Source organism: Agrobacterium larrymoorei (assembly GCF_037722385.1).
Classification (GTDB): Bacteria; Pseudomonadota; Alphaproteobacteria; order Rhizobiales; family Rhizobiaceae; genus Agrobacterium; species Agrobacterium larrymoorei_C.
The window spans coordinates 179844-204835 of sequence record NZ_JBBKAQ010000018.1; the positions used below are offsets into that span (position 1 = coordinate 179844).

Consider the following 24992-nt stretch of genomic DNA (forward strand, 5'->3'; position numbering starts at 1 on the left):
TTGAACAGACTGTGAGACGCGCAGCCTCATATGAAAACGCCCAGTAACAGATCGTCACCGGGCGTTTTTGTTTCTCAGGGCATGTCAGGCACCCATAAGGGCCTCAAGCCGCCGCAGGCTTGTTCTGGCGGTTTTCGATCAGGTCGTCGACGACGGCTGGATCGGCGAGCGTCGAGGTGTCGCCCAGCGCGCCAAAATCGTCCTCGGCGATCTTGCGGAGGATGCGGCGCATGATCTTGCCCGAGCGGGTTTTCGGCAGGCCGGGTGCGAACTGGATCTTGTCGGGCGTCGCCACCGGTCCGATTTCCTCGCGCACATGCTTGATGAGCTCTGAGCGTAGCGCCTCGTCGCCGGTCTTGCCCGCCATCAGTGTCACATAGCAATAGATGCCCTGTCCCTTGATGTTATGCGGATAGCCGACCACGGCGGCTTCCGACACGGCGCTGTGGGAGACGAGCGCCGATTCCACTTCCGCCGTGCCGAGGCGGTGGCCGGAGACGTTCAGCACGTCATCTACGCGTCCGGTGATCCAATAATAGCCATCCTCATCGCGCCGGCAGCCATCGCCGGTAAAATATTTCCCCTTATAGGTGGAGAAATAGGTCTCGATGAAGCGCTGATGGTCGCCATAGACCGTGCGCGCCTGGCCTGGCCAGCTATCGATGATGCAGAGATTGCCGTCTGCTGCCCCTTCCAGCACTTTGCCTTCGGCATCGACCAGTTGCGGCTGAACGCCGAAGAAGGGACGGGTGGCCGAACCGGGTTTCAGATCGGTCGCACCGGGGAGCGGCGAGATCAGAATGCCGCCGGTCTCCGTCTGCCACCAGGTATCGACGATCGGGCTCTTGTCCTCGCCCACCACGTGATAATACCACTCCCAGGCTTCGGGGTTGATCGGCTCGCCGACGGTACCCAGAAGGCGGATGCTGGAGCGCTCGGACCGTTTGACGAATTCGTCACCGGCCCCCATCAGCGAGCGCAGCGCCGTCGGTGCGGTGTAGAAGATATTGACCTTGTGCTTGTCGATGACTTCCCAGAAACGTCCCTGGTCGGGGAAGTTCGGTACACCTTCGAACATCAGCGTCGTGGCGCAATTGGCAAGCGGTCCGTACACGATGTAGGAGTGGCCGGTCACCCAGCCGACATCGGCGGTACACCAGTAGATATCGCCATCCTTGTAGTCGAAGACATATTCATGCGTCATCGACACATAGACGAGATAGCCGCCGGTGGTGTGTAGCACACCCTTTGGTTTGCCGGTGGAGCCCGAAGTGTAGAGAATGAAAAGCGGGTCTTCCGCCTTCATCTTCACCGGCTCGCAATGCGGCTTCACGCTTGTGGTTTCCTGGTGGTACCAGAGGTCGCGACCGGGCGCCCAGTTGGTCTTGCCGCCGGTGCGGCGCACGACCAGAACCTTGTTGACGATGACATGCTGGCGCGCGGCGATATGGATCGCCTTGTCGGTGTTATCCTTCAACGGAATGGGCTTGCCGCCGCGAACGCCTTCATCGCAAGTGATGACGAAGGTGGACTGGCAGTCGACGATGCGGCCAGCCAGTGCTTCGGGCGAGAAGCCGCCGAAGACGACCGAATGTATGGCACCGATGCGGGCGCAGGCAAGCATAGCATAGGCTGCTTCCGGGATCATCGGCATGTAGATGGTAACGCGATCGCCCTTCTTGACCCCGTGCTTTTTCAACACGTTGGCGAGACGGCACACCGCATCGTAGAGCTGATTGTAGGTGATCTTCTTGTCGATATAGGGGTTGTCGCCTTCCCAGATGATCGCGGTGCGCTCGCCATGGGTTTTGAGGTGGCGATCAATGCAGTTGTAGGAGACGTTGGTCAGGCCGTCTTCGTACCATTTGATCGGCACCTTGCCTTTGAAGGAGGTGTTCTTGACCTTGGTATAGGGCTTGAACCAGTCGATCCGCTTGCCGTGCTTGCCCCAGAATTTTTCCGGATCCTCGACGCTGTCCTGATACCATTTTTGATAGCGGTCATTGTCGATCAGCGTGCCGGTCTTGGCCGATTTGAGAACCGGGTAGATCTTCGCAGACATGAACTCCTCCTCATGCAGATTGTCTTTTTTGTCTGGAGACTCCTGTTCCCCAGTCATGTGCTCAATTCATAACAGGTTGGTGACGTCCGGCAATTAGACAAAGGTCATTTGTTGCTCAAACAATTGCAATTCTGATGCAATCCGGTTATAGAGCCGTCATATTCCCGGAAATCAGTGGTTTCATCCCACGCCCGCGACACCGGCGCGGACGCTCAGAAGGATTGTATCTATGGCTCAAACACTGCTCATGCCGAAAGCAACTGCCGTCTGGCTGGTTGACAACACGGCGCTGTCGTTCGATCAGATCGCCACGTTCTGCAAGCTTCATCCGCTTGAGGTCAAGGCGATCGCCGATGGTGAAGCAGCGCAGGGCATCAAGGGTCTCGATCCGATTGCGACCGGCCAGCTGTCCCGCGATGAAATCCAGCGCGCAGAAGCCAACCCGAACCACAAGCTGAAGCTTTCCGAACCCAAGGTTCGCGTTCCCGAATCCAAGCGCCGCGGCCCGCGTTACACGCCGGTCTCCAAGCGCCAGGACCGTCCGAATGCTATTCTCTGGCTGGTGCGCAACCATGCCGAACTGAAAGACGCGCAGATTTCGCGCCTCGTCGGCACCACCAAGTCGACCATCGAGCAGATCCGTGATCGCACCCACTGGAACGCTGCCAACCTGACGCCGATGGACCCGGTCACGCTCGGCCTCTGCAGCCAGATCGATCTCGACCTCGAAGTCGAACGTGCGTCGCGCGGTCGCCCGCTTCCCACGCAGGAAGAACTGGACGCGACGCTGCAGCCGGCAAGCACCACCGAGAAGCTCGACTTCAGCTACGAGCGCGAAGAAGAGAAGGAAATCGACGCCAACGCCGTATTCGCCAAGCTCTCCTCGCTCAAGTCCACCCGCAAGGACGACGACGAAGACGACAATTATTGAGACGTTCAATTGGGCTTGTCCGCTTTGCGGCAGCCAGAATCAGCGTTGCAAGTATCAAAGCCTCGGTTCGCGCCGGGGCTTTTTTGTTGCTGTTTGGACGATGGGCACGAAAGAAAAACCTCCGCGACATCAAGCTGCGGAGGTCAATCGAACATCATCGTCTTTTTATCTTAAAGCGTATCGCGATTTCTCAGTCACACAACCGGTTCGCGCGTCGCGTGGACCATGCGTTACGCGTGGTCCATCTGCCGCTGTGGCATATTGAGCGACGGCGAGCCGGTCTTTTCATCGTCCGTGACAAGACCGCTTGCACGCAGCAGCGAGGTGAAGCGGCCACCGCGCATGCTGAGTTCATCGAAGGTGCCCTTCTCGACGATACGACCGTTGTCCATGAACAGCACCAGATCGGCGTCGCGGACCGTCGACAGACGGTGGGCGATAATGAAGGTGGTGCGATCCTTGCGTAGCGCATCGACGGCGTCCTTGACGCGCGCTTCGGTTTCTACGTCGAGCGCACTTGTCGCTTCGTCGAGAACGAGGATCGGCGCATTCTTCAGGACCGCACGAGCAATGGCGATACGCTGGCGCTCACCACCGGAGAGGCGGTTGCCGCGCTCACCCACCTGGGTCATGTAGCCGTTCAGCCTGCTGTCGATGAAGTCGGTCGCCGCCGCCGCGGTTGCGGCCTGGACGATTTCGTCGTCGGTCGCTGAATCGCGGCCAAGGCGGATGTTGTCGCGGATCGAGCGGTTCAGAAGGCCGGCATCCTGGAACACGGTTGCAATCGAGCTTCTGAGCGACTGGCGCGTCACCGTCGAGATATCGATGCCATCGACGAGGATCTGGCCGGAGCTTGGGTCATAGACGCGCTGCAACAGGTTGATGAGCGTCGTCTTGCCCGCACCTGTCGGGCCGACGATGGCGACCGTCTCGCCAGCATTGGCGACGAAGGACACGTCATGCACGCCCTGCTTGGTGTTGGCGAAGCCAAAATTGACGTTGCGGAATTCAACCGTGCCTTCGACATGACCAAGTTCGCCAGCGGAATTCGGCTCTTCACGCTCCTGGACGGAATCTTCCAGTTTGAAGAAGTCTTCAAGCTTGGCACGGGCTTCGAAAATCTGGCTGACAAAGGCGCGCATCTGGTCGAGGCGGCCGATCAGAAGATTGGCAAAGCCGATAAAGGCAATGACGTCACCGACGCGAAGCTCGCCGTTCTTCACCAGGATCGTACCGATGATGAGGATGATCATCATCGACAGCGTCGAGGCCGTGCGGTTCAGCGCGCTGGCGAAAGCCCACCAGTCGAGCACGGGATACTGGGCGCTGAGCAGACGCTCTGTGAAGGACTTCAGGGCCTTGGTTTCCGCTTCGATGCGGTTGTAGCTGTGCAGCACCGAGACGTTGCTGATGGAGTCGCTCACATGGGCGAAGACGGTGTGGTAATGCTCTTCGACGGAGGCCTGGCCTTCCTTCGTGCGGTTCATCACCCACTTGCCGATGAACCAATAGAATATACCGAGGCCCACCAGCACGAAGCTGAGGCGAATATCCATCGAGAAGGCAGTCGGGATCAGTAGCGCCACGGCAACAAAGGTTGCCAGATGCGTGCGCATGAATTCAAGCCAGAGGCCAAACAGCGTCTCGCTGGCGCGCAGCAGCGTATGCAGCGCGTTGGAGGTGCCGCGCTGATGATGCCAGGAGAGCGGCATGGAAATGATGCGGCCGAAGGCTTCCGTCAGAAGCGAGGCGCGACGCCCATGGGCAAGCCGGTCCGCCTCACGCGCCACGGCAACGTAAGCCACTGTATTGAAGAGGCCGAACGCGCCCCAAAGAATGAGGATGTTGGTTGGAACGGACCCCGTCGACAGCGCATCGATGATCTTGCCGAACAAAACCGGCTCAGCGATGGTAATTGCCGCAAGAATAACGTTTGCAACAACGACGATCGTGACCCGCCATTTGTTGGTTGCAAGGTAGCGCAGTGCGCGCGTGTAAACTTGAAACAGTGTCAATTTCCAAATCCCGTCTTCATGTCAGTCCTGCCCCTGGAGGGCGAAACCCTCGGCTTCAGCGACAAGGGCGATTGCGGGCTATGCAAGCAGTTGTTTTATCGCTCTTTCTACATGAATGGGCGCTTAACGTGGGGGCTTTTCAAGCGGGAGTCGAAAAAAAATCCGTTGGTACAATTTCAACATTAAGGATTGTCAAATCGCTCCGTTTCGCGGAAAAGTTTCAGTGCATGATAGGTCTCTTTATTACAGTGCCGCCGCTTTCGAACCTGGCTGGCAGAGGGAGTGGAGGACATACCTCCTGCTAGGTTCGCGGTCTTTTTCTTCGCCAGGATTTATTTCGAGATGCAGACGTTGTTTAAGTTCCTGGATACTCATGCAGAGCTTTCGGACCTAGCAGAACTTCTTTCCTCTTTTCAGCGCGCTATCAGCCAATACGGGTTTGATTACTACCGCATTTTCCGCCGCGCCGTGCGGCAGGTCGCGGTCAAGGATATCGTGCTGGCAGAGGAGCAGCCCGAAGGTTGGTCCGCGATTTACGACAAGAAGAAATATAGCGAGGTCGATCCCATCGAACGATCGCTCTGCCTGCTGCAAAAGCCGGTGCGGTGGCGGGATGCGGTGTGCCTTCTTCCGCAGGCGACGCATCGCAAACGTGCGGCGAAACTTTTTCAGGACGCGGCTCGCCATGGATTGCGGGAAGGCTATGCTTTTCCGATTCATGGGCGCAACGGCATGCTGGGTGGCGTCTTCATCAGCGGCCTTGGCTGCCATCTGACAGAACGCGAGCTGGCGATATTCGACGCGGTCATGCGCGCCACCTTCTGGCGTGTTGCCGATCTCACCGGACATTCGGAAGATCTTCTTTCCTTTCCGGATCTTTCGGTCGCGCAGCTGACGCGGCGGGAGCGTGATGTGCTGACGCTACTTGCGCTTGGCAACACATCGCCGGAGATCGGCAAGGCCCTTTCGATTACCAGTCACACGGTTGATTGGTACCTTACCGGTATCCAGCGCAAGCTCGTTGCCCGAAACCGCCAGCATGTCGTGGCGCTTGCGTTTCGCTATGGTTTGATTGGCTGACGCATCCAGACGCGCGGACCCGAACCGCGATGATGAAAATCGGCCTTTCCAATCGATTAATTTGCTGCTTAATTTCGCGGTGCAGCATGTTGGAGTGCTCAAAGGTTCTGGGAGGCCGTTTTGAAGATATCGAAAATTCTCGTTGCCAATCGTTCGGAGATCGCAATCCGCGTATTTCGTGCCGCCAACGAGCTCGGTATAAAAACGGTCGCCATCTGGGCCGAAGAGGACAAGCTCTCGCTTCACCGCTTCAAGGCGGATGAAAGCTATCAGGTGGGACGCGGCCCGCATCTTGCCAAGGATATGGGTCCGATCGAGAGCTATCTGTCGATCGAGGAAGTGATCCGCGTTGCCAAGCTCTCCGGCGCCGACGCCATCCATCCAGGTTACGGCCTTCTGTCGGAAAGCCCCGAATTCGTCGATGCCTGCGATGCGGCGGGCATCACCTTCATCGGCCCGCGCCCGGCAACCATGCGTCAGCTCGGCAACAAAGTGGCCGCGCGCAATCTGGCAATTTCGGTTGGGGTTCCGGTGGTTCCGGCAACAGAACCACTGCCGGATGATCTTGCCGCAGTGGAGCGCATGGCTGAAGAGATCGGCTATCCGGTGATGCTGAAGGCCTCCTGGGGCGGCGGCGGTCGCGGCATGCGCGCCATCCGCAAAAAGGAAGATCTGGCGCGGGAAGTCACCGAAGCCAAGCGCGAAGCCAAGGCCGCCTTCGGCAAGGACGAAGTCTATCTCGAAAAGCTGGTAGAACGCGCGCGCCACGTGGAAAGCCAGATTCTTGGCGATACGCACGGCAATGTCGTCCACCTCTTCGAGCGCGACTGCTCCATCCAACGCCGTAATCAGAAGGTGGTCGAGCGCGCGCCAGCGCCCTATCTTTCCGAAGCGCAGCGCCAGGAGCTTGCCAGTTATTCTCTGAAGATCGCAGCCGCGACCAATTACGTCGGTGCCGGCACGGTCGAATATCTGATGGATGCCGATACCGGCAAATTCTACTTCATCGAGGTCAATCCGCGCATTCAGGTGGAGCACACGGTGACCGAAGTCGTCACCGGCATCGATATCGTCAAGGCGCAGATCCACATCCTCGAGGGTGCTGCCATCGGCACGCCGGAATCCGGCGTTCCCGAACAGAAGGATATCCGTCTCAACGGCCATGCGCTTCAGTGCCGCATCACCACGGAAGATCCCGAGCACAACTTCATTCCCGATTACGGCCGTATCACCGCCTATCGTTCAGCTTCGGGCTTCGGTATTCGTCTGGATGGCGGCACGTCCTATAGTGGTGCGGTTATCACCCGCTATTACGATCCGCTGCTCGTCAAAGTCACGGCATGGGCGCCGAAGCCGGATGAGGCGATCAGCCGTATGGACCGCGCACTGCGCGAATTCCGCATCCGCGGCGTAGCGACGAACCTCACCTTCCTCGAGGCCATCATCGGCCACGAAAGCTTCCGCAACAACACCTACACGACGCGCTTCATCGACTCGACGCCAGAGCTGTTCGCTCAGGTGAAGCGTCAGGACCGCGCGACCAAGTTGCTGACCTACCTTGCCGACGTGACCATCAACGGCCATCCGGAAACCAAGGGTCGCGCCACGCCCTCCGATAAGGCCGTCAAGCCCGTCGTGCCTTACATCGATGCGCCGACGCCGGATGGAACCAAGCAGCTTTTGGACAGGCTGGGGCCGAAAGGTTTTGCCGAGTGGATGCGCAACGAGAAGCGCGTTCTCGTCACCGACACCACCATGCGCGATGGTCATCAGTCGCTTCTGGCAACGCGCGTGCGCACCCATGACATTGCCCGTGTGGCCAGTGTTTACGCCAAGGCATTGCCGCAGCTTCTGTCGCTCGAATGCTGGGGTGGCGCGACCTTCGACGTTTCCATGCGCTTCCTCACCGAAGACCCATGGGAGCGTCTGGCGCTGATCCGCGAAGGCGCGCCGAACCTGCTTCTGCAGATGCTGCTGCGTGGCGCCAATGGCGTCGGCTACAAAAACTATCCTGACAATGTCGTGAAATATTTCGTTCGGCAGGCGGCGAAAGGCGGCGTGGATCTCTTCCGCGTCTTCGACTGCCTGAACTGGGTCGAAAACATGCGCGTGTCGATGGATGCGATCGCCGAAGAGAACAAGCTTTGCGAAGCGACGATCTGCTACACGGGCGATCTGCTCAATTCGGCACGACCGAAATACGACCTCAAATATTACACCAACCTTGCAGCCGAGTTGGAAAAGGCTGGCGCGCATATCATTGCCGTAAAGGACATGGCAGGCCTTCTGAAGCCTGCCGCCGCCAAGGTTTTGTTCAAGGCGCTGCGCGAAGCGACCAGCCTACCGATCCATTTCCACACGCATGACACCTCCGGCATTGCCGCAGCGACCGTGCTTGCCGCCGTCGATGCGGGCGTCGATGCCGTCGATGCGGCGATGGACGCCTTCTCCGGCACCACCTCGCAGCCCTGCCTTGGCTCCATCGTCGAGGCGCTCGCCGGTTCGGAGCGCGATACCGGTCTCGATGCCGAATGGATCCGCCGCATCTCCTTCTACTGGGAAGCTGTGCGCAACCAGTATGTCGCTTTCGAAAGCGACCTCAAGGGACCGGCATCGGAAGTCTATCTGCACGAAATGCCGGGTGGCCAGTTCACCAACCTCAAGGAGCAGGCGCGCTCGCTCGGTCTTGAAAGCCGCTGGCATGAGGTGGCGCAGGCCTATGCCGACGCCAATAAGATGTTCGGCGATATCGTCAAGGTCACGCCATCCTCCAAGGTCGTCGGCGATATGGCGCTGATGATGGTGAGTCAGGATTTGACGGTGGCCGATGTCGAAAACCCCGATAAGGAAGTCTCCTTCCCGGATTCGGTCGTCTCCATGCTGAAGGGCGATCTCGGCCAATCTCCGGGTGGCTGGCCGGAAGCGTTGCAGAAGAAGGCGTTGAAGGGCGAAAAACCCTATACTGTCCGTCCGGGCTCGCTGCTGGAAGATGCCGACCTCGATGCCGAGCGCAAGGCAATCGAGACAAAGCTGGAACGTCCGGTCGATGATTTCGAATTCGCCTCGTATTTGATGTATCCGAAGGTCTTCACCGATTTTGCGCTCGCTTCGGAAACCTATGGCCCTGTCTCGGTGCTGCCGACGCATGCTTACTTCTACGGCATGGAAGATGGCGAGGAACTGTTTGCCGATATCGAACGCGGCAAGACGCTCGTCATCGTCAATCAGGCGTCGTCGGGCGTCGATGACAAAGGCATGGTCACGGTCTTCTTCGAGATCAATGGTCAGCCGCGCCGCATCAAGGTGCCGAACCGGGCCCACGGCGCAACGGGCTCCGCGGTCCGCCGCAAGGCCGAGCCGGGCAATGCGGCCCATGTCGGCGCGCCGATGCCGGGCGTCATTTCTCGCGTCTTCGCCAATGCCGGCCAGGAGGTCAAGGCCGGTGACGTTCTGGTTTCCATCGAGGCGATGAAGATGGAAACCGCGTTGCATGCCGAGCGCGATGGCAAGATCGCCGAGGTTCTGGTGCGCCCGAGCGACCAGATCGATGCCAAGGATCTGCTGGTCGTCTACGCAGAATAACCCAACGTCACATAGATTGATCGAAATGCCCGCCACCGTGCGGGCATTTCCGCTTGTGGATGACGTCTTCTCCCTTTATGCATGTTTATACACGATTCTACATGTTGATGCCGAATGTCCAAAATCGATCACTTCGTTTCTGAGCGTCAGACGCTGATCTTCGCGGAGCTGCAAAGCAAGGGCCGGGTGCTTGCGCAGGACCTGGCGCAGACATTCGACGTGTCGGAAGACACGATACGGCGTGATCTTCGCGATATGGCGGCACGCGGTTTGTGCGAACGCGTTTATGGCGGAGCACTGATTTCCGCCGGCAAGACAACTCCGCTCAACCATCGCATGACGGATATGCAAGACCGCAAGGATGTATTGGGTCAAGCGGCGGCCGCCTGCATCTTGCCTGCAACGACGATCTTCCTGGATGCCGGCTCCACCAACCTCGCCATTGCCCGCCATTTGCCGGAGGGGGCTGGTCTCACGGTGATTACCAACACGCCCGTTATCGCGGCCGAACTTTCAGGTCGCGCCGATCTGGAACTGATCGTGGTTGGCGGACGGATCGATCCTGCGGTCGGTGCCGCCATCGACACTACCGCGATTTCGCAACTGCAGGAGATGCGGCCCGACCTCTGCATCCTCGGCGTTTGCGGCATGACTGCAGGTGATGGCCTGTCTGCCGATATTTATCAGGATGCCGCCTTCAAGCGGCTGGCCTGCAAGGCAAGTGCGCGCACACTGGCTGCCATCACCAGCGAGAAGCTGGGAGCGGGTGCAGCTTTTCATGTGGCGCCGCTCAACCCCGATCTTACCCTTGTTCTGGAAGATGACGCAGACGATGCTCTCGTGCGTGATCTGCGCAGACAAAAGCTCGATATTCATCTTGCCGGGTGCAACGCCCGCGCCTCATCCCATCTGCTTTCACTGAAGGACCAGCCCGCATGACCGGCTCCCCCATGTCCGTCTCCACGGCCCGCACACCCTATATGACGCGAACACGCTTCGGCGTCTCGCTACTGTTCCTGATGAACGGCTTCATGATGGGCTCATGGGCACCGATGATCCCTGAATTCGCCAAGCGTCTCTCTTTAAGCGAAGGCGAGCTCGGCCTCGTCATTCTCGTTTTCGGTCTCGGCTCGCTTGCCTGCATGCCGGTTGCCGGGTCTCAGATCGCGCGAGTCGGATCGCGCACCGTCACACTGTTCTGCGCCACGATTTTCGTGCCAACGCTGCTTCTCATCACGCTCTCCAACACCGTTTGGGCCGGCGTCATCTCCGTGTTTCTCTTCGGCGGTTTGACGGGTGCCATGGATGTGGCGATGAACGCCAATGCGGTTGCGGTCGAGCGTGGCATGCGGCGCGCCATCATGTCGTCTTGTCACGCCTTCTGGAGCCTTGGCGGGTTGATCGGCGCAGGGCTTGGCGGTTTGCTGATCACCAAGATCGGCATTTACGGCCATGCCATTGCCCTCACCATCATTGCCGCGGCGCTGTTGGCAATTGCCTGGCCGCGCGTCATGGTGGATCGGCCCCATCCGGAAGAAGAGCGACCAAAGGGTCGCCTGCCGCTCACACCACTGCCATGGATCATCGGCCTGATGGCGCTGTTTTCCATGGTGCCTGAAGGTGCTGTCCTCGATTGGGGTGCGCTTTATCTGCGCAACGAGCTTGGCGCGTCGGTTGCTGTTTCCGGTTTTGCCTTCGCGGCCTTCTCACTCACCATGGCCGTCATGCGCTTTGCCGGCGATCTGGTGCGCGAGCGTCTGGGAGCAGTGCGCACCTTGCAGGTCTGCTCGGCCATGTCGATCGTCGGCCTTTTGATTGCGGGTACTGCCGGCAACGCATCGATTGCCATTATCGGCTTTGCCATCGCCGGTATCGGCATCTCCAACATGGTTCCAATCGCCTTTTCCGCTGCCGGCAACATGCCGGGGCTTGCACCGGGGATCGGTCTGTCTGTGGTGACCACCATGGGCTATTCCGGCATTCTGGTCGCACCATCAGCCATCGGCTTTATTGCCGAACATACTGGTCTTGCGACCGTCTTCCTGTTCATTCCGCTTCTGCATGTGGTGGTGCTGCTACTCTCCAGGCTCGCACGCCATGCCGATGGCGCGAGAGGCCACTGAAGCCTAAACTTTGCCGGCTCCGTTTGATCGAAACGCTTCCATTGCCCGTGGAAGCGCTTTCGTTTTGGTAAGCTGGCAGACAGGCTCGAATTTCGCCACGATTGCGGTAAAATAAAACATGGCGCGCAAAAGTGTGAAGCGGTTCTGCGATAACGCCACACGAACAAGAAGAACGTAAAGTGTGAGAGTGAAGCGACGCGCTTTACCAGTTGACTGCTTCTATGTTGACAAGGCGCGCGCCTTGATCCACCTGAATAACGATCCTCACCGCAGTTGCAGAGACCATGATGAACGCACACGCCGATTACGATCCCAAGCCACGCCGCGCCTCGGTTGCCGTCGATGTGGGCGGCGTCATTGTCGGTGGTGGCGCGCCGGTCGTCGTGCAGTCCATGACCAATACCGATACCGCCGATATCGACGCGACGGTTCAGCAGGTTGCGGCCCTTCATCGTGCTGGCTCCGAAATCGTCCGCATTACGGTGGATCGGGACGAGAGTGCAGCCGCCGTTCCAAAAATCCGCGACCGTCTGCTGCGGCTTGGCATGGACGTGCCGCTTGTCGGCGACTTTCACTATATCGGCCATAAGCTTCTGGCCGACCATCCAGCCTGCGCCGAGGCTTTGGCGAAATATCGCATCAATCCTGGCAATGTCGGCTTCAAGGACAAGAAGGACAAACAGTTCGGCGATATCATCGAGATGGCGATCCGCTACGACAAGCCGGTGCGCATCGGCGTCAACTGGGGTTCGCTCGATCAGGAACTGCTGACCAGCCTGATGGACAAGAACAAGGAAGAGGGCTTTCCGCTGTCTGCCCGCCAGGTCACGCGCGAAGCCATCGTCCAGTCGGCGCTGATCTCTGCGGAGCTTGCCGAAGAGATCGGCTTGCCGCGCAACCGCATCATCCTCTCCGCCAAAGTCAGTCAGGTCCAGGATCTGATTGCGGTCTATTCCATGCTGTCGGAGCGCTCCGACCACGCGCTGCACCTCGGCCTCACCGAAGCCGGCATGGGTTCCAAGGGCATCGTCGCGTCGTCTGCTGCCATGGGCTACGTGCTGCAGCACGGAATCGGTGACACAATCCGCGTGTCCTTGACACCGGAGCCGAATGGCGACCGTACCCGCGAGGTGCAGGTGGCGCAGGAACTGTTGCAGGTTATGGGCTTTCGCCAGTTCATTCCCGTGGTCGCTGCCTGTCCGGGATGCGGGCGCACGACGTCGACCGTCTTTCAGGAACTGGCGCAGAACATCCAGAACGATATTCGCAAGAACATGCCGGTCTGGCGCGAGAAATATCCAGGCGTCGAAGCGCTGAACGTCGCCGTCATGGGCTGCATCGTCAACGGGCCGGGTGAAAGCAAGCATGCCGATATCGGCATTTCGTTGCCTGGAACGGGCGAGAGCCCTTCGGCACCTGTCTTCATCGATGGCGAAAAGGCGCTGACATTGCGCGGTCCGAATATCGCCCAGGACTTCGAGGCGCTGGTCATCGACTATATCGAAAAACGTTTTGGCCAAAAGGACGCGGCGGAGTGAGTCTCGACCGTGAAAATGCCCGAATCGCTGTGTCTTACCTCCAAAAACTCACGGAGCAATGATTTCAATGATCAAGAAGTTTGCTGTTCTTGCGCTTGCCGCAACCTATCTTTCCGCCTGCACCACGACCGACCCCTACACGGGTGAGCAGAAGGTTTCCAACATGGCGGGCGGTGCGGGGCTTGGCGCGCTGGCCGGTGCGGTTGGCGGTCTGGCGATCGGTGGCGGCAACAAGGGCCGTAACGCCTTGATTGGCGCCGGGATCGGGGCGCTCGCCGGCGGTGCGATCGGCGGCTATATGGACAATCAGGAAGCGGAGCTTCGCCAGCAGTTGCAGGGTACCGGCGTCTCGGTGACGCGTCGCGGCGACAGCATCGTTCTCAATATGCCGTCCAACATCACCTTCGCGACGGACCAGGATCAGGTGATCCCGCCATTCTTCCCGACGTTGAATTCGGTCGCGATCGTTCTGAACAAGTTCAACAAGACCTATATCGACGTCAACGGCTTCACCGACTCCACCGGCAGCCTGAACCACAACCAGTTGCTCTCGCAGCGTCGCGCCGCCTCGGTTGCCAATTATCTCGCAAGCCAGGGTGTGGATCAACGCCGCATGTCCACCATGGGCTTTGGCCCGTCGCAGCCAGTGGCATCCAACGCAACGCCGGACGGCCGCGCCCAGAACCGCCGCGTGGAAGTGTTGATCTCGCCGCTGACGCAGAACGGCTAAGTCGCAATCGCGGCTGTCAGATTTTAGAAAAGGGCTGCTTCGGCGGCCCTTTTTGTTGTGGGTGTGAAGATGTTGGGCAAGTGTGAGAGACGCTTACGCCCTTAGCTCTTTCGCTCAGCGATAAAGCGTGCCGCTTCCACCAGGATCTCCGCCTGCTCGCCATAGGGCGCAAGCAGGTTGGCCGCATCACGCACCTGCTCTTGAAGCTTCATCCGCGCCCAATCCTCACCGCGCAGTGCCACCAGCGTGCCCTTGCCGCGGGCTGCGTCCTTGCCGGTTGCCTTGCCCATCGTGGCAGCGTCTGAGGTGAGATCGAGGAGATCGTCGGCAAGCTGGAAGGCAAGGCCGATCTTTTCTCCAAAGCGGCGAAGCGTCTGGCGGTGAGAGGCATCGTTTCCGGCAATGATGGCGCCGGCCTCACAGGCAAAGCGCAGCAGCGCACCGGTCTTCATCGCCTGCAATGTCACAATGCCTGATTCATCTGGCGCTTGCTTTTCCGCTGCCAGATCAAGGGCCTGACCACCTGCCATGCCGCCAATGCCCGCGGCGCGAGCCAGTGCGACCACGAGGGCCGTCTTCTGATCGCCTGTCAAGGGCGTTTGGGGGCTCGCGATGATGTCGAAGGCGAGCGTCAGGAGGCTGTCGCCCGCAAGGATCGCGGTCGCCTCGTCGAACTTCTTGTGCACGGTCGGTTGGCCGCGGCGCAGGTCGTCATCGTCCATGGCGGGCAGATCGTCATGCACCAGCGAATAGCAGTGGAGGCATTCCAGTGCGGCGCCTACACGCAACGCTGCAGCTTCGCTTCCGCCGAGCAGACGTGCGGTCTCGATAACGAGGAAGGGCCGAAGGCGCTTGCCGCCGTTCAGCACGCCGTGGCGCATCGCATCCAGCAGGTTTGCGGGCCGAGCGATCTCGTCATCCCCTACCGCGTCCGTCAGCAGCTCTGCCAGCAGTTTTTCCGTGCTCGCCGCGTTGTCACGCAGCCGTGTGTCGAATGTCATGGCGCCGCTTCCTTCCATCTCGCGGCTGTTTCGCATGGGGCAAAAGGGCTGGCAAATGTTTTGTTGAACGGGTGTGGAACTTCACCATCGTGAGTAGCCTTGATGGTGCGAGCGGAATATGAAAGGCTTGATCTGAACGAGCGGGGACGGGATGTGAGCAGTACGCCGGAAAGCGAAAGGGAGTACGAGGCGCTTCCCGACGAGGAGAGCAGGCCGAAGGTGGATATCAAGAGCCTTGCAAAACGCTTCGGCATGTTCGTGCTGGCGCTGTTAATCCTGCCCTATCTGCTCATCCCGGTTTATGCCATCCCCTTCATCCGTCCAGTCTCGACGCTGATGATCGCCGATCTTGTCACCTTTCAAGGCTATGATCGCCGGTGGGTACCGCTCGAAGATATCTCGCCGCGCCTCATCCAGTCGGTGATGATGTCGGAAGACGGGCAGTTCTGCTTCCATGATGGCGTCGACTGGAACCAGATGCAGGGCGTCGTCAATGATGCGCTGGAAGGCGAGGCCACGCGTGGCGCCAGCACCATACCCATGCAGACGGCCAAGAACCTGTTCCTATGGAATGGACGATCCTTTATTCGCAAGGGGCTGGAGCTTCCGCTTGCGCTCGTCTCCGACTTCATCTGGTCGAAAAAGCGTATGATGGAAATCTATCTCAATATCGCCGAATGGGGTCCGGGCATTTACGGCATCGAGGCTGCGGCGCAATACCATTTCAAGGTGCCGGCCTCGAAACTCAGCTCCCGCCAAGCCGCGCTTCTGGCGGTGTCCTTGCCGAACCCCATTGATCGCAATGCCAGCAAGCCCGGCCGCGGCATGCAGCGTCTTGCAGGATTGATCGAGCGCCGGGCCAGAGGCTCCGGCGCTTATGTTGGATGCGTGCTGGACTGACGGACCTTAGCCCTTGGTAAAGATGTAATCCGTTTCCTGGCGAAGCGTTTCGCCAGGGCGAAGGATCGCTTTCGGGAAGCCTTCGTGATTGACGGCGTCCGGCCAGATTTGGGTTTCCAGGCAGAAGCCGGCAAAGGGGCCGTAATGGCGTCCGTCATGTCCAGGGACGGCGGTGTTCAGCTTGAAGCCGGAATAGAACTGTACGCCGGGTTCGGTGGTGTGAACTTCGAGCGAAATGCCGGAGGCAGGCGCATGGACGCGGGCGATCTTGCGCTTGGCCACACGCTCTGCCGAGAGGCAGAAATTGTGGTCGTAAAGTACCTGTTCGCCTTGGTCGTCCTTTCGGCTCATCGGCGTCGGCTCACGCAGGTCGAAGACGGTACCGGAAACGGCGCGGATTTCGCCGGTTGGAATCTGGCGTTCATCGGTCGGTAGATAATGATCGGCGGCGATTTCAATCTGGTGATCGAGTGCGGTTTCAGCACCGTCGAGATTGAAATAGGAGTGCTGGCAGACATTGGCGATGGTCGGCAGGTCGGTCGTCGTCTCATACAAGACCGAAAGCACGCCGCCTTCGCGGATCGTGTAAGTTGCCGTTATCGTGCAATTGCCGGGATAGCCGGCGCGGCCGTTCGGATCGATGATCTGTAGCACGACGTGGCTTGGCCCATGTTCCATGATCAGCCAGTTGCGCTTGCCCGTGCCATCGCTACCGCCATGGAGATGGCTGATGCCCTTTTCGTTGAGCTCGAGTTGGTAGTCCTTGCCGTCGATGGAAAACGTACCGCCACCGATGCGATTGGCGTTTCGGCCCGGCGTCGCGCCGAAGTAGGAAGAGTATTTCGGGTAGTCGTCAAAACCATCGAAGCCGAGCACCAGCGGCGGCTGATGACCCTCAAGGCGCAGATCCTGGATGACCGCGCCCCAGGTCATCACCTTGGCGGTCAGGCCGCCAGCGGAAATCGTTACCCGCTCGACCTTTTCGCCGGTTGCCGTAAAGCCGAAATTCTCCCGTGCGCCTGCTTCGCTCATCCCGAATGCTCCCTATCGCTTGCGATTTGTGCAGGACGTTGCGTCATTTTAGCGTCTGGCGCAACGCCGCAATGTCAAATTCGTCACGGCTCTTGATCAGCCGGTCGTCTTGCCGATCTCGGCGAGTTCGTAAGGTGTCGTCTGGTAGATCTCGTTGATCCAGTTGCCGAAGAACAGATGCGCGTGGCTGCGCCAACGGTTGAGCGGGGTCAGCGCCGGATCGTTGTGCGGGAAATAGTCATGCGGCAGCTTGATCGGCACGCCGGAATTGACGTCGCGGAAATATTCGTCTCCCAGCGAGGTGGAGTCATATTCCACATGGTTGAACATGTAGAGCCGCTTGCCGCGCTTTTCATGCACCAGGCACACGCCCATCTCCTCGGACTCCATCAGGATTTCGAGGTCGGGGCGCTTCTCGATATCGGCGCGACGTACCTCCGTCCAGCGCGACACCGGCACCTGGAAATCGTCGGAGAAGCCGTTGAGATAGATGGAAGCGGGGCAGAGATTGCGGTGGCGATAGACGCCGAAGGCCTTTTCCTTCAACTCGTGCTTCGGCACGCCATGGAAATGGTAGATCGCCGCCATTGCGCCCCAGCAGACATTCAGCGTCGAGTGGACGTTGGTCTCCGTCCAGTCGAAGATTTTCTTCATTTCCTCCCAGTAGGTCACGTCTTCATAGGCCAGCGTCTCAACGGGCGCGCCGGTGATGATGAAGCCGTCGAACTTGCGGTGGCGCACCTCCTCCCACGTCTCGTAGAAAGACAACAGGTGTTCTTCCGGCGTGTTCTTGGCGCGGTGTCCGCCGATGCGCACCAGCGAGAGCTCCACCTGCAGCGGCGAGGCTCCGACAAGGCGGGCCATCTGGATTTCAGTCTTGATCTTGTTCGGCATGAGGTTCAGGAGCCCGATCTGCAGCGGGCGGATATCCTGACGGATCGCCATGGTTTCGGTCATCACCCGCACACCCTCATTCACCAGAGTTTCGAAGGCGGGCAGCGTATCGGGGATCTTGATGGGCATTGCGAACTCTCACGTCCAAAAACAAAAAAAACCGGCAGCGAAATCGCGACCGGTCCTCGGAATTGCCTGTTTCCTCGACCCTTTAGCGACTTCTTTAAAGTGGCTGCAAGCCGGTCGGCAAATCACCACTGGCGGCTGTCATAATCCTGTCTGGCCGAAAAATCAATATCGCCGCCCTTCTGGGCGTTTCCGCCTTTCCTTGAGGTGATGTTTCGCGATAAGGCAGGGCATGACATCGGATCATTTCACCATTCTGCTGGGCGGCGATATTGTCGTGACGGATCGCCTGCACAAGGCGGTTGCAGGATCGCGTGTGATTGCCGCAGACAGCGGCATGAAACATGCCAACCCGCTTGGTCTGAAGCCTGAGCTTTGGGTGGGTGATTTCGACTCCGCCGATGCAGCCCTTGTCGACGAATGGCCAGATGTGCCGCAGCAGCCTTTTCCTGCCGCAAAGGGTGAGACGGATGGCGAGATCGCCGTTTCCGAGGCTTTGGCGCGGGGCGCGAAACGATTGACGCTGGTTGGCGCGCTTGCAGGCGAGCGATCCGACCATGCGCAGTTTCATCTTCTCTACGCTGTGGCACTGGCCGAGCGCGGCTACAAGGTAATGCTGACTTCCGGCAACGAGGAGGCGTTCCCGTTGCTTGAAGGTGAACTCGCGCTCGATCTGCCACGTGGCTCGCTGTTTTCCGTTGCCGGTTTTACAGCCCTTTCCGGCCTCGATATCGAGAATGCCCGCTACCCTCTCAACGATTTTGCGCTTGCCTTCGGCTCGTCGCGCACTATGTCCAACGTGGCTGAGGGTGACATTCGCCTTCGCCTCAAAAGCGGCAAGGCCATCGTGCTTGCCCGTCCCTACGATCTGACCGGAGCCTGATGCCTTGGCACCCCCCATTCTGAAACTCGACGATATCAAGCTGACCTTTGGCGTGACGCCCCTTTTGGACGGCGCCAACTTGCAGGTGGAGCCGGGCGACCGTATCTGCCTCGTCGGCCGCAACGGGTCGGGCAAATCGACGCTGATGAAGATCGCCGCCGGTCTGGTCGAAGCGCAATCGGGCGAGGTTTTCCGTCATCCCTCCGCGACGATCCGCTATCTGGAGCAGGCGCCGGATTTCGGCGCTTACGACACCGTGCAGGCCTATGCCGAATCCGGTCTTGGACCGGGCGACGATCCCTATCGCGTCAGCTATATTCTCGAACATCTCGGTTTGACCGGCCAGGAGAATCCAGCAAGCCTGTCGGGCGGTGAAGCGCGTCGCGCGGCCTTGGCGCGGGTCATGGCGCCGGAGCCGGACATTCTCATGCTGGACGAGCCGACCAACCATCTCGACCTGCCGACCATCGAATGGCTGGAAAGCGAATTGCAGCAGACGCGAAGCGCGCTTGTCCTCATTTCGCACGACCGTCGTTTCCTCGAAAAGGTCTCGACCGCCACCGTCTGGCTCGACCGCGGCCAATCGCGCCGTCTCAATCGCGGCTTCGGCCATTTCGAGGAATGGCGCGACAAGGTGCTGGAAGAGGAAGAGCTGGAGCAGCACAAGCTTGGCAAAGCCATCGAGCGCGAAGAGCACTGGATGCGCTATGGCGTAACGGCACGCCGCAAGCGCAACATGCGCCGCGTGGGAGAGCTGCGTGACATGCGCGCCGCCTATCGCGGACATAAGGGTCCGCAGGGCACCGTGCAGGCAACCGCAGTCGAAGCGCGCGAATCCGGCAAGCTGGTCATAGAGGCGGAAGCCATCACCAAGGCTTATGGCGATCGCACCATCGTCGCCCCTTTTTCGCTGCGCGTGCATCGCGGCGACTGCATCGGCCTTGTTGGCCCAAATGGTGCGGGCAAGACCACGCTTCTCAAGATGTTGACCGGTGAACTGGCACCCGACAGCGGCACGGTGAAGCTCGGCACCAATCTGGAAATCGCGACACTCGACCAGAAGCGCGAGGACCTCAATCCGAACGACACGCTGGCCCATTACCTGACCGATGGTCGTGGCGAAAGCCTGCTGGTCAATGGCGAGCAGAAGCATGTGACCGGCTATATGAAGGACTTCCTGTTCCAGCCGGAACAGGCCCGCACGCCGATCCGCAATCTGTCCGGTGGCGAGCGTGCCCGTCTTATCCTGGCGCGTATTCTCGCAAGACCAACCAACCTTCTCATCCTCGATGAGCCGACGAACGATCTCGATATCGAGACCCTGGATCTGCTTCAGGAGATCGTCGCAAGCTTCTCAGGCACCGTCATCCTCGTCAGCCACGATCGCGACTTTCTCGATCGCACCGTGACCTCGACGATCGCGCCTGCCAATCCGGATGCGCCGGACGGACGCTGGATTGAATATGCAGGCGGCTATTCCGACATGATGGCGCAGCGCAAGGGTGCGGCAGAAGACAAGAAGCGTTCGGAAAAGCAGGAAAAGGCGAAGGCCTCGGCAAGCGCTGCGACCAGTGCCGAGCCTGCGAAGGCCAAGGGCAAGCTTTCCTTCAAGCAGAAATTTGCGCTCGAAAACCTGCCCAAGGAAATGGAAAAGCTTCAAGGCGAAATTGCCAAGCGCGAAGAGCGCATGGCCGATCCGCAACTTTTCGCCAAGGACCCCGGCGGCTTCAACAAGCTGGCAGACGAGATGGCGAAGCTTCGTGAGAAGCTTGAGACCATGGAAGAAGAGTGGCTGGAGCTTGAGATGCTGCGCGAAGAGATGGAAGGCTAATCCACACCATCTTTGACAGGCCGTCGAATATGCGGTTCTCTGTCCAAAACGGAGGAGCCCGACCATGCGCATGATCTTCGTCAATCTGCCGGTGAAGAATATTGAGACATCGAAATCCTTCTTCACCGCGCTCGGCTTCAGCTTCAATCCGGAATATTCGAATGAGCGAACGCTGTGCATGATCGTCGAGAAGAACATCTTCGTCATGCTGCTTCAGGAAGAACGCTTCCGCGATTTCATCAATGGCGAGATCGCCGATGCTCATCGCGGAACGGAAGTGCTGACCTGCCTTTCCGCCTCCAGTCGCGAGGAGATCGACAGCATGCTGAAAACAGCGTTGTCCTCCGGCGGACACGAGTGGAAGCCGGTGCAAGATCATGGCTTCATGTATGCCGCAAGCTTTCAGGATCCCGATGGCCATGTCTGGGAACTGGTTTACATGACGGAGCAAGCATAGGCGCTTGCCGGCTTGCCAATAACCGATTGTGTCATTACATCTTTTCTCGCTCTAACGGGGTGCTTTGTCTTTCGGGACAAGGCTGAGAGGCGTTCGCCAACCCGAAGAACCTGATCCGGTTAACACCGGCGGAGGGATTAGACGGCTTCCATCCAGACGCCTATTCCCGTAACCCATTCGAGAAGGTGTCTGATGTATCGTCGTTTTCTGCTGTCCGGCCTCGTCGCCGCGTCCTTCCTCCTGCCGAGCCTTGGCATCGCGCAGGATAAAAAGGTTCTCACCGTCTATACCTATGAAAGCTTCGTCTCCGAATGGGGTCCAGGCCCAAAGGTGAAGGCGGCGTTCGAGAAGACCTGCGATTGCACCGTAAACTTCGTCGGCGTCGCCGATGGTGTGGCGCTGCTCAACCGCCTCAAGCTGGAAGGTGCCGGCTCCAAGGCGGATGTCGTCGTCGGTCTCGATACCAATCTCATTGCCGAAGCCAAGGACACCGGGCTTTTTGAAGCATCGGGCATCGACGCCTCCGCAGCAAAGGTGCCGGGCGGCTTTAAGGACGATGTTTTCGTTCCCTATGATTACGGCCACTTTGCCGTCATCTATGACACACAGACGCTGAAGAACCCGCCAAAGAGCCTAAAGGAACTGGTCGAGGGCGACCCGTCGCAGAAGATCGCCATTCAGGATCCGCGGACGTCGACGCCGGGCCTCGGCCTGCTGCTTTGGGTGAAGTCGGTCTACGGCGACAAGGCGCCGGAAGCCTGGGCAAAACTCAAGGATCGCGTGCTGACGGTTACGTCGGGCTGGTCGGAGTCCTACGGACTCTTTACCAAGGGCGAAGTGCCGATGGTGCTCTCCTATACAACGTCGCCCGCCTATCACATGGTGGCCGAGCACAGCGAGCGCTATCAGGCCGCAAGCTTCGAGGAAGGGCATTACATTCAGATCGAAGTCGCCGGTCTGTTGAAGAACGCGCCGGAGAAAGAGCTTGGCAAAAAGTTCCTTTCCTTTATCCTGACGCCCGGCTTCCAGGATGCCATTCCGGAAAACAACTGGATGATGCCGGTGACTGCCACATCGCAGCCGCTGCCGGATGCCTTCAACAAGCTGGTGCAGCCGAGCAAGACCTTCCTGATGTCGCCGGAAGAGGTGGCGAAGAACCGCAAGGCCTGGATCGATGAGTGGCTGAACGCGATGAGCGTGAAGTAATCTCACGCGGACCTCGCCCGTGATTGCGCGCAGCGACAGAAGACAGTTCCTGATCAGTGGCATAGCGGCTTTCACCGCCGTGTTGCTCTTCATCGGGCTTGCGGTCGCAGCGCTTCTGTCCTTCGATACACAGGCGGCGTCGAACGCCCTCTTCGATACCTACACGCTGCGCATTCTCCGCTTCACGCTCTGGCAGGCGACGCTCTCCACCCTTCTTTCGGTGGCGCTCGGTCTACCGGTCGCGCTGGCGCTCGCTAGACAGAGGGAATTTCCAGGCCGTATCTGGATCATCCGGCTGATGGCGGTCCCGGTGGGTCTGCCGGTGATCGTCGGTGCGCTCGGGCTTATCGCGATCTGGGGGAGGCAGGGGCTTCTTAATACAGCGCTCCTCTCTGCGGGCGTGGAGCAGCCTTTCAGCATCTACGGCCTTTCCGGCATTCTTCTTGCCCATGTCTTCTTCAATCTGCCACTGACCGTGCGCTTCTTTCTGGCGGGGCTAGAGAGAGTACCTGGCGAATATTGGCGGATGAGCAGCGTTCTTGGCATGGGCGCGCTTTCCACCTTCCGCTTCATCGAATGGCCGGTGGTGCGACGGCTGGTGCCGGGTGTGGCGGGGTTGATCTTTATGCTCTGCGCCACGAGCTTTACGCTCGTCCTGCTGCTGGGTGGCGGTCCAGCTGCGACCACGATCGAAGTGGCGATCTATCAGGCGCTGCGCTTCGATTTCGATCCACCCCGCGCCATTGCGCTGTCGCTGATGCAGATCGCAATGACCGGGCTATTGCTGGCTCTGCTTTCGCTTCTGCCGGGGGCAGATGCGGAGGGACAGACACAGGGCCAGTCAGTGCGTCGCTTCGATGCCTCGCGCCCGTTATCGCGCCTGTTGGACGGTATAGTCATTGTCCTTGCGGTGCTGCTGGTGGGTACGCCGCTCGTGGCAGTCGCTGCCTCCGGCCTGACTGCCGACCTGTTGCGCCTCTTGAGTGCCGAGGTGTTTCGTCGTGCGGCGATCACCAGCCTGTCCATCGCACTCGTTTCCGCCTCGCTTTCCGTGCTGATCTCCACGGCCCTCATCCGGGCGCGTCAGGTGATCGCGGATCGTCGAGAGCCGGGACGGAGCACGAGGCTCCTTTCGGCGATGCTGGGTGGCGGTGCTTCTATGGTTCTACTGGTGCCACCGGTGGTGCTGGGCAGTGGCTGGTTCTTGCTGCTGCGCCCCTTCGGTGATGTTTCCGTCTTCGCGCCTTTGCTTGTGGCGCTCATCAACGTGCTGATGGCGCTGCCCTTTGCCATGCGGGTGCTGGAGCCTGCCTTCACCACCCATCAGGCCAGAACCGGCACGCTGGTTGCCAGCCTCGGCCTCACCGGTTTTTCGCGCTTCCGCCTGGTTGATGTCCCGGTTCTATGGCGGGCCTTTGCCATGGCCTTTTCCTTTGCCATGGCATTGTCGCTTGGCGACCTCGGGGCCGTGGCCCTCTTCGGCTCGGAAAGCTTCGTGACCTTGCCGTGGCTGGTCTACAGCAATATGGGCAGCTATCGCACCAATGATGCGGCGGGCTATGCCTTCATCCTCGGCGTCATCTGCCTTATCCTTGCAGCGGGCGGTGTCTCGCGCCAATCGGAGAGAGCGAAAGCAGCGGCATGAAAAGCGATCGGGTCAACATAACGCTGGAACAGGTATCGCTGCAGCTTGGACAACAGGCGTTCTTCTTTGATACCTTCTTTGAAGCGGGCAAAGTGACCGCCGTTGTCGGCCCCTCAGGGTCAGGCAAGTCTACGCTTCTCAATCTTGTCGCTGGCTTTGAAAAGCCGACCAGTGGTCGCGTGCTCATCGGGGCCGAAGAGATGAGTGGACTCGATCCTGCAGACAGGCCGATCTCCCTGATCTTCCAGGACAACAACCTCTTCGCCCATCTCGATATCTTCACCAATATCGGGCTTGGTATCCACCCGTCGCTGCGCCTCACAAGTGAAGACAAGGCCCTGATTGCAACGGCGCTCGAACGGGTCGGGCTTGCAGGTTTTGAAAAGCGGCTGCCCTCAAGCATGTCCGGTGGCGAACGCCAGCGTGCCGCACTTGCCCGCGCGCTGGTTCGCCAGCGCGCCGTCATGCTTCTCGACGAACCCTTCGCAGCGCTCGATCCGGGCTTGCGCGCCGGAATGGCGGCGCTGTCGAAAGAGCTGCAATCGGAGAACGGCAACACGGTTCTTCTCGTCACCCATCACCCGGACGATATTCGCCGCCTTGCCGATGCGGTCGTCTTTCTGTCGGATGGAAAGATCCTGTTTCAGGGCACCACCGATGCATTCTTTTCGGCTATAGATATTGCCGAGGTCGCAGCGTTCCTCCAGCAGTAGTGCAGGGCTGCGCCACAATTTGGACGCGGCGCAATGTCAATCCTGCAAATAGACAGTGAAGGTGCGTATTTTTTGCACTTGCCAATCAGGCTCAACTATTTGAGACATATATAGAGAACGTCTTTTGTCAGGGTCTTTCCGCAGCATAGATCGTTTTTGGGATCGTTTTGGATGTTCAGGCATTCTGGTGCCTGTGGGGTTTAAGCTGATATTCTGGTCTGCATATAACGGATGATCAGGAAC

The 24992-nt window shown here is 59.2% G+C and carries 19 protein-coding genes and 2 riboswitches; of the genes, 14 read left to right on the plus strand and 5 right to left on the minus strand.

All coding sequences use genetic code 11. The features are described 5' to 3' along the window. Positions 1 to 103: 103 nt before the first annotated feature. A complete protein-coding gene (gene acs / locus WKI41_RS17210; RefSeq protein WP_340194690.1) occupies positions 104 to 2062 on the minus strand; it encodes an acetate--CoA ligase in 1959 nt (652 codons plus the stop codon). 229 nt (positions 2063 to 2291) lie between these two features. On the opposite strand from acs, the gene WKI41_RS17215 reads away from it, so the two are divergent. Next, positions 2292 to 2993 carry a DUF1013 domain-containing protein gene (locus tag WKI41_RS17215; RefSeq protein WP_340194691.1) on the plus strand — a complete coding sequence of 234 codons (702 nt, stop codon included), beginning with the start codon at positions 2292 to 2294 and terminating at the stop codon, positions 2991 to 2993. A 230-nt stretch (positions 2994 to 3223) separates the two neighbouring features. Here WKI41_RS17215 and WKI41_RS17220 read toward each other — a convergent pair whose 3' ends face one another. Beyond that, positions 3224 to 5008, minus strand: coding sequence for a glucan ABC transporter ATP-binding protein/ permease (locus WKI41_RS17220; protein WP_340194692.1), 1785 nt, complete (start codon positions 5006 to 5008; stop codon positions 3224 to 3226). 342 nt (positions 5009 to 5350) lie between these two features. On the opposite strand from WKI41_RS17220, the gene WKI41_RS17225 reads away from it, so the two are divergent. From WKI41_RS17225 to WKI41_RS17250, 6 genes are all read left to right on the plus strand, one after another. Then, positions 5351 to 6088 (plus strand): helix-turn-helix transcriptional regulator, encoded by a 738-nt coding sequence (locus WKI41_RS17225; protein ID WP_340194693.1) that lies wholly within the window; start codon positions 5351 to 5353, stop codon positions 6086 to 6088. 120 nt (positions 6089 to 6208) lie between these two features. Further along, entirely contained in the window at positions 6209 to 9670 is a 3462-nt protein-coding gene (gene pyc, locus WKI41_RS17230) for a pyruvate carboxylase (RefSeq protein WP_340194694.1), read from the plus strand. Positions 9671 to 9784: 114 nt separating this feature from the next. Next, positions 9785 to 10609, plus strand: coding sequence for a DeoR/GlpR family DNA-binding transcription regulator (locus tag WKI41_RS17235; protein ID WP_340194695.1), 825 nt, complete (start codon positions 9785 to 9787; stop codon positions 10607 to 10609). Then, entirely contained in the window at positions 10606 to 11793 is a 1188-nt protein-coding gene (locus WKI41_RS17240; protein WP_340194696.1) for an MFS transporter, read from the plus strand. The genes WKI41_RS17235 and WKI41_RS17240 overlap by 4 nt, the downstream gene beginning before the upstream one ends. Before the next feature lie 287 nt (positions 11794 to 12080). After that, a complete protein-coding gene (gene ispG, locus WKI41_RS17245; RefSeq protein WP_340194697.1) occupies positions 12081 to 13331 on the plus strand; it encodes a flavodoxin-dependent (E)-4-hydroxy-3-methylbut-2-enyl-diphosphate synthase in 1251 nt (416 codons plus the stop codon). Positions 13332 to 13398: 67 nt separating this feature from the next. Beyond that, entirely contained in the window at positions 13399 to 14061 is a 663-nt protein-coding gene (locus tag WKI41_RS17250; RefSeq protein WP_340194698.1) for an OmpA family protein, read from the plus strand. A 101-nt stretch (positions 14062 to 14162) separates the two neighbouring features. Here WKI41_RS17250 and WKI41_RS17255 read toward each other — a convergent pair whose 3' ends face one another. Next, positions 14163 to 15062: a farnesyl diphosphate synthase gene (locus WKI41_RS17255; RefSeq protein ID WP_340194699.1), complete on the minus strand. Its 900-nt coding sequence runs from the start codon at positions 15060 to 15062 to the stop codon at positions 14163 to 14165. Positions 15063 to 15314: 252 nt separating this feature from the next. On the opposite strand from WKI41_RS17255, the gene mtgA reads away from it, so the two are divergent. Beyond that, a complete protein-coding gene (gene mtgA / locus WKI41_RS17260) occupies positions 15315 to 15962 on the plus strand; it encodes a monofunctional biosynthetic peptidoglycan transglycosylase (protein ID WP_340194839.1) in 648 nt (215 codons plus the stop codon). A gap of 6 nt (positions 15963 to 15968) precedes the next feature. Here mtgA and WKI41_RS17265 read toward each other — a convergent pair whose 3' ends face one another. Further along, positions 15969 to 16994, minus strand: a complete 1026-nt coding sequence (locus WKI41_RS17265; protein ID WP_340194700.1) for a galactose-1-epimerase — start codon at positions 16992 to 16994, stop codon at positions 15969 to 15971. A gap of 96 nt (positions 16995 to 17090) precedes the next feature. Beyond that, positions 17091 to 18017, minus strand: a complete 927-nt coding sequence (gene metA / locus WKI41_RS17270) for a homoserine O-acetyltransferase MetA (RefSeq protein WP_340194701.1) — start codon at positions 18015 to 18017, stop codon at positions 17091 to 17093. Between the two features lie 62 nt (positions 18018 to 18079). Next, a riboswitch (SAM riboswitch) is annotated at positions 18080 to 18156 on the minus strand. Positions 18157 to 18246: 90 nt separating this feature from the next. On the opposite strand from metA, the gene WKI41_RS17275 reads away from it, so the two are divergent. The 6 genes from WKI41_RS17275 (at position 18247) to WKI41_RS17300 (ending at position 24749) form a co-directional block, all read left to right on the plus strand. Then, a complete protein-coding gene (locus WKI41_RS17275; RefSeq protein WP_340194702.1) occupies positions 18247 to 18897 on the plus strand; it encodes a thiamine diphosphokinase in 651 nt (216 codons plus the stop codon). 4 nt (positions 18898 to 18901) lie between these two features. Further along, positions 18902 to 20728 (plus strand): ABC-F family ATP-binding cassette domain-containing protein, encoded by a 1827-nt coding sequence (locus WKI41_RS17280; RefSeq protein WP_340194703.1) that lies wholly within the window; start codon positions 18902 to 18904, stop codon positions 20726 to 20728. Positions 20729 to 20792: 64 nt separating this feature from the next. Beyond that, the gene (locus tag WKI41_RS17285; RefSeq protein ID WP_340194704.1) at positions 20793 to 21185 is read left to right on the plus strand and encodes a VOC family protein; all 393 of its coding nucleotides are present in this window, start codon (positions 20793 to 20795) and stop codon (positions 21183 to 21185) included. 45 nt (positions 21186 to 21230) lie between these two features. Next, positions 21231 to 21339: riboswitch (TPP riboswitch) on the plus strand. A 38-nt stretch (positions 21340 to 21377) separates the two neighbouring features. Next, positions 21378 to 22391, plus strand: a complete 1014-nt coding sequence (gene thiB / locus WKI41_RS17290; protein WP_340194705.1) for a thiamine ABC transporter substrate binding subunit — start codon at positions 21378 to 21380, stop codon at positions 22389 to 22391. Between the two features lie 19 nt (positions 22392 to 22410). Then, positions 22411 to 24036 (plus strand): thiamine/thiamine pyrophosphate ABC transporter permease ThiP, encoded by a 1626-nt coding sequence (gene thiP, locus WKI41_RS17295; protein WP_340194706.1) that lies wholly within the window; start codon positions 22411 to 22413, stop codon positions 24034 to 24036. Then, positions 24033 to 24749: an ATP-binding cassette domain-containing protein gene (locus WKI41_RS17300; RefSeq protein WP_340194707.1), complete on the plus strand. Its 717-nt coding sequence runs from the start codon at positions 24033 to 24035 to the stop codon at positions 24747 to 24749. Before thiP ends, WKI41_RS17300 begins: the two co-directional genes overlap by 4 nt. The last annotated feature ends 243 nt before the right edge of the window (positions 24750 to 24992 follow it).

Bases quoted from the DNA above. Each gene is read 5' to 3' on its own strand.
- thiB (WP_340194705.1), top strand. From the start codon at position 21,378: ATGTATCGTCGTTTTCTGCTGTCCGGCCTCGTCGCCGCGTCCTTCCTC.
- metA (WP_340194701.1), bottom strand. From the start codon at position 18,017: ATGCCCATCAAGATCCCCGATACGCTGCCCGCCTTCGAAACTCTGGTG.
- WKI41_RS17285 (WP_340194704.1), top strand. From the start codon at position 20,793: ATGCGCATGATCTTCGTCAATCTGCCGGTGAAGAATATTGAGACATCG.
- WKI41_RS17300 (WP_340194707.1), top strand. From the start codon at position 24,033: ATGAAAAGCGATCGGGTCAACATAACGCTGGAACAGGTATCGCTGCAG.
- WKI41_RS17215 (WP_340194691.1), top strand. From the start codon at position 2,292: ATGGCTCAAACACTGCTCATGCCGAAAGCAACTGCCGTCTGGCTGGTT.
- acs (WP_340194690.1), bottom strand. From the start codon at position 2,062: ATGTCTGCGAAGATCTACCCGGTTCTCAAATCGGCCAAGACCGGCACG.
- ispG (WP_340194697.1), top strand. From the start codon at position 12,081: ATGAACGCACACGCCGATTACGATCCCAAGCCACGCCGCGCCTCGGTT.
- mtgA (WP_340194839.1), top strand. From the start codon at position 15,315: ATGTTCGTGCTGGCGCTGTTAATCCTGCCCTATCTGCTCATCCCGGTT.
- WKI41_RS17225 (WP_340194693.1), top strand. From the start codon at position 5,351: ATGCAGACGTTGTTTAAGTTCCTGGATACTCATGCAGAGCTTTCGGAC.
- WKI41_RS17255 (WP_340194699.1), bottom strand. From the start codon at position 15,062: ATGACATTCGACACACGGCTGCGTGACAACGCGGCGAGCACGGAAAAA.
- WKI41_RS17250 (WP_340194698.1), top strand. From the start codon at position 13,399: ATGATCAAGAAGTTTGCTGTTCTTGCGCTTGCCGCAACCTATCTTTCC.
- WKI41_RS17275 (WP_340194702.1), top strand. From the start codon at position 18,247: ATGACATCGGATCATTTCACCATTCTGCTGGGCGGCGATATTGTCGTG.
- WKI41_RS17265 (WP_340194700.1), bottom strand. From the start codon at position 16,994: ATGAGCGAAGCAGGCGCACGGGAGAATTTCGGCTTTACGGCAACCGGC.
- WKI41_RS17235 (WP_340194695.1), top strand. From the start codon at position 9,785: ATGTCCAAAATCGATCACTTCGTTTCTGAGCGTCAGACGCTGATCTTC.
- WKI41_RS17240 (WP_340194696.1), top strand. From the start codon at position 10,606: ATGACCGGCTCCCCCATGTCCGTCTCCACGGCCCGCACACCCTATATG.